At 61.0% G+C, this 313-nt stretch carries 1 protein-coding gene; it reads right to left on the reverse strand.

Going from position 1 to position 313, the window contains the following annotated elements; translation table 11 throughout:
* The coding region (locus AC0L3B_RS39020) for an ABC transporter ATP-binding protein (protein WP_473383027.1) at positions 1 to 313 on the reverse strand (313 nt) is incomplete at both ends.

Raw genomic sequence — 313 nt, forward strand, 5'->3', positions numbered from 1 at the left:
GTACGCGCTTGACCCGCTCACTGATGTCGGTCTTGCTCAAGCCGCGCACAGACAAGGGGAATGCCAGGTTTTCGGCCACGGTCATATGCGGAACCAAGGCGTAGTTCTGGAACACCAAGCCGATATCACGCTTGTGCGGCGGCACGTTGTTGATCGAGCGCCCGGCCAGCTGGATTTCACCGGCGGTGGGCGTTTCAAAGCCGGCCAGCATCATCAGGCTGGTGGTCTTGCCCGAACCGGACGGCCCGAGCAGGGTGAGGAACTCGCCCTTGCGAATCTCCAGGTTGAGGTCTTTGACGATCAGGTTCTCGCC

Source organism: Bradyrhizobium sp. Kon56 (assembly GCF_055807635.1).